We start from the raw sequence: 3,878 nt of genomic DNA on the forward strand, positions 1-3,878 counted from the left end.
TGGTGTGGCCCGGCCGGGTGCGGTGGGGGTCAGCGTTGGAAGGCGGCGGCGTGCTGCATCGCGGGCACACCGTGGCGTTCCAGGTCGTAGGCGCGGTCGGCGTCGTCGAGGGTTTGCGCGGCGCTGGTGACCGCGTGCAGCACGCCGCCGGTGGTGCGGTCACCGCCGTCGATGAAGTGGTTGAGGATGGTTTCCTGTTCCTCGGCGGTGAACCGCAGTTGGGTGGCGACGAACTCCAGCGTTTCGGCGGGACGCTGCACGGGGATGCCGGCCTCGGCCTGCACGGCGGCGATCGTGGCGTGCAGGTAGCCGGGGTTGAGGAAGGTACGCACGGCGTCGCGGGCCTGCTTGCCGGCCAGGTCGGCGACCGCCCGGCGGGTGTCCTCGCTCCAGCGGATCTGGCCCGACTCGAGTCGGGTGCCGAGGTGGATCTCGCGGAGCGCGTCCTTGTCGATGGTCAGCCCGTTGTTGCAGACCTGGACGGTCAACCTCGGGGTGATCTTGAATGCGCCGTGGCCGACTTCGGAGTTGGTGACGATGAACCCGGCCCACACCACCGGGTTGTCCGCGCCGCGCTGGCCGGAAAACGGGCTGGTGTAGCCGCGCAGCAGTTCGGGTGCGTAGGCGGAGACCTCGGGGCAGCTGATCTTGACGTAGAGGCGGGACTCGGTCAGGTCGCACTGCGCGGTGGTGTGCACCCCGGCGGCGCGGATGCCGTCCAGCACGGACATGAGCACGTCGAGGTTGTCGGTGATCTTGTACTTGTCCGACAGCAGGGCCCGCGCGATCCCCGACCGGCCGTGCTGGCCGCGGAAGGTGCGCACCAGGAACCGCTCGCGCGGGTCATGGCTCAGCCAGGTGTTGACGTTGTGGTCCAACAGGTCGAGCTGGTGGTCCTCGCGCATGCGCCGCAGGTAGCGCACCGGAATGCCCAGCTTCTCGGCGATCCCGCCGTCGCAGGTGCCGGTCGGGGTGAACCGGCCCGGCACCGGCGTCACCCCGTCCCGGCTCAGGGTCGGTTCGCCGATCCCGTCGATCTCTAACTCGCCGCCGACCAACCGCATCTGGTCGGCCGGGACGACGACATCGAGCTTGTCGTCCTGCTGGCGGCGCAGCAGCGAGGCCATGTCCCGCAGCCCGGCATGCCGAGCGGTCAACACCGATTCCGTAGTGGTCACGACAACCAACTCCTTACCGCAACACGGGATGGGTTCGGGGTGAGCACGGGAGGTGCGTCTGGCCGGACCGGCCACGGTCGCGGGCGGTGGCTCGAACAGACGCTGGGGGCGGGCGGTGCCGGCCCGCTGGGCGAGGGCCTGTCGCGCGGTAGGGCCGCGAGTGAATCGGGTCCTCGTGGGCGGGCTGGGGTGTGGAGGATTCAGCAGGCCGGTGGCCGGCGGTCCCGCAAGTGCAGAGCGCGTAGGACGTGTTCGGCGTCGGGTTGGTCGTGGCCAGCCAGGTCGGCCAGGGTCCAGGCGACCCGCAGGGTCCGGTCGGCGCCGCGCCGGGTCAGCGCACCGGTGGCCAGCGCCTGGTCCAGCGGCGCGGTGACCGCGTCGGGCAGCCGGGACTCGCGGCGCAGCACCGCGACCGAGACCTCGGCGTTGGTGCCCGCACCGCGCGCAGCCCATCGGCGGGCGGCGCGTTGCCGCGCCTGCCGGACCCGCTGCAGCACCACCGCCGCACTGTCCATTGCGGGCACGTGCGGCACGGTCGACGGGACGGGAGTTTGCAGCCGCACCCGCAGCTCCACGCGGTCCAGCAACGGGCCGACCAGGCGAGCCAGGTAGCGGCGACGCGCTGAGGCCGAGCAGACACACGGTGCCCCCGACGAACCGCACCGGCACGGCAGGCTGGCCAACACCAACTGACAACGGGCGGGAAAACTCACGACGGCGTCGCGGCGGGCCAGCCGGATCTCCCCGTCGTCCAGGACGGTCCGCAGGGCTTCCAGCCGCTGCTGACCGAACTCGGCGGCCTGCTCCAGGAACAGCACGCCATGGTGGGCCCGGCTGACCGCACCCGGTCGGGGCAGGCCGATCCCGCCACCCAGCAGCTCCGGGACACTGGCCGACGGGGAGACGGTGACGAACGGGGGCCGGGTGATCAGCGGCGCCTCGGCCGGCAGCAGGCCGGCGATCGACTGGATCGCGGTGACCTCCAAGGCCTGATCGGCGGACAGGTCCGGCAGCAAACCGGGCAGACAGTGGGCCAGCCGGCTGGTCGATACGGGTCGGCCGAGGAGCAGCAGGTGGTGTCCGCCGGCGGCAGCGACCTCGAGCGCGGCCACGGCGTCGGGTTGATCGGCGACCTCGGCCAGATCCACCAGCGGCGTGCAAGGTGCCGGGGAAGCGGTCGGACCGACCGCAGGCAGCCGGGCGTGCTCGCCGCGGGCATAGCCGACCACCTGATCGAGCCGCTGGGCCGCCAGCACCAGCATGTCCGGCACCAGCGCCGCTTCGGCCGCCAGCGCATGCGGCACCACAACCCGACGCAGCCCGGCCCGGCGGGCGGCCAACACGGCCGCCAACACCCCGCGCACCGGCCGCAGCTGCCCGTCCAAGCTCAACTCGCCCACCAACACGGTCTCGGCCAACCAGTCATCGGGCAGGTGGCCGGCGGCGGCGAGCACCGCGCACGCCACCGCCAGATCGGCCCCCGACAGGGTGGCCAGGTGCGCCTCGGCGCTCAGCGACAGCGCGACGGGCAGGTGCGGCCAGGGCAGAGCACAGTTGAGGACCGCGGCACGGACCCGGTCGGTCGTCTCGGCGACGGCGAGCCGGTCCAGCAAGCCCGACGGCCCGGGCCCGCCGCCCGGGGTGGCGCGCACCTGCACCAGGTGCCCGCCGACCCCGGTGAGCCACACAGCGAAGGCCGCACCTGACTTGTCCACAGTGGCCACGCGGATCCTCCTACCAAGACAGCCGGACAGCGGCTCACGACGGCTGTCCGGAAAATGGGCTGCCGACATGTCGACCGGCCCGGACGATCACATCCGGGCCGGATCGACGTAACGGGTGTCAGAACGGCGCGACGCCACACCTGGTGCCAACCCGGCGCCGGGCCACACCGCCCACCGCGCCGACGGATGCGCTGCCCGCGACCAACTCGGCGAGCACGTCGCCGTGACACGCGTGTGGGGCGCACCAGCATCCCAGCGTCTTGCCGGCCAGCTCACCGAACGCGGCGAGCAGGTGCGGCTGCTCGAATAGCCACTGCCGATAGCGCTCGACCACCTGCGCGCGGGTGGGGTAGCGGCCGATCACGAACGGGTTGCCCCACTTCGACGGCCGGCCGATGTAGACGTCGTAGCCGGCACGCTTGCAGTGAACGACTAACGGGTGTGCCATGTTCGCGCTCCTTGGGCTCGTCCCGAACTCGGTGCCGTGGACCTCACGGCGCGCCAGGACATGACTCAGACAAGCGAGATTGGCCACCGCGAGCCCGGTCGCGCGGGCGTCGTGGACGAGTGGGGGAGGAAGTGTTCGGCCTGGTCGACGGCTTCCTCGTCGTCGATTCCGGCGGCAACTGGATCCGGATCGTGCCGACGGTGCGCGAGCGGGAACCCGCGCCCACGCGGCTGGCCAGAGCGCTGAACAGCGCGGTCAGGCTCGCCAGGTCACACGGGGCGCAGCGGCAGGCGCTGAGGATTGTCGAAGGGGCGTTGGCGCGGGACGTACACGTCTCGAGGAGGAGCGGACATCGGCGGTGGAGTTCCGCGAGGAGCTGCTTGAACGGCTCGGCCTGCCCAGCTGACGCCAGAACGGCCGTGGCGGCTGGGCGGGGCTTGTAGTGCTGTTCGCGTGAGCGAAGAGCTCGGTGTCGTTTCGGCAGGTCCGGGCTTAGCTTCGGGCGGTGGCGAACGAACTGACCATTCC

3 protein-coding genes are annotated in these 3,878 nt (G+C 71.8%); all 3 read right to left on the reverse strand.

The genetic code is table 11. The features are described 5' to 3' along the window. Positions 1-29 precede the first annotated feature (29 nt). The 3 genes from VFO68_RS18655 to VFO68_RS18665 all read right to left on the reverse strand — a co-directional run bounded on the left by VFO68_RS18655 (position 30) and on the right by VFO68_RS18665 (position 3,350). Positions 30-1,178, reverse strand: a complete 1,149-nt coding sequence (locus VFO68_RS18655; RefSeq protein WP_325159592.1) for a DUF932 domain-containing protein — start codon at positions 1,176-1,178, stop codon at positions 30-32. Positions 1,179-1,378: 200 nt separating this feature from the next. Next, entirely contained in the window at positions 1,379-2,902 is a 1,524-nt protein-coding gene (locus VFO68_RS18660) for an ATP-binding protein (protein ID WP_325159593.1), read from the reverse strand. Positions 2,903-3,020: 118 nt separating this feature from the next. Further along, positions 3,021-3,350, reverse strand: a complete 330-nt coding sequence (locus tag VFO68_RS18665) for a DUF4326 domain-containing protein (protein WP_325159594.1) — start codon at positions 3,348-3,350, stop codon at positions 3,021-3,023. Positions 3,351-3,878 lie beyond the last annotated feature (528 nt).

Origin of the sequence: Actinophytocola sp., assembly GCF_035712165.1 — a bacterium.
Taxonomy (GTDB): domain Bacteria; phylum Actinomycetota; class Actinomycetes; order Mycobacteriales; family Pseudonocardiaceae; genus DASYTH01.

Excerpts from the sequence above, each read along its gene's own strand:
- VFO68_RS18665 (WP_325159594.1), bottom strand. The coding sequence starts at position 3,350 with ATGGCACACCCGTTAGTCGTTCACTGCAAGCGTGCCGGCTACGACGTC.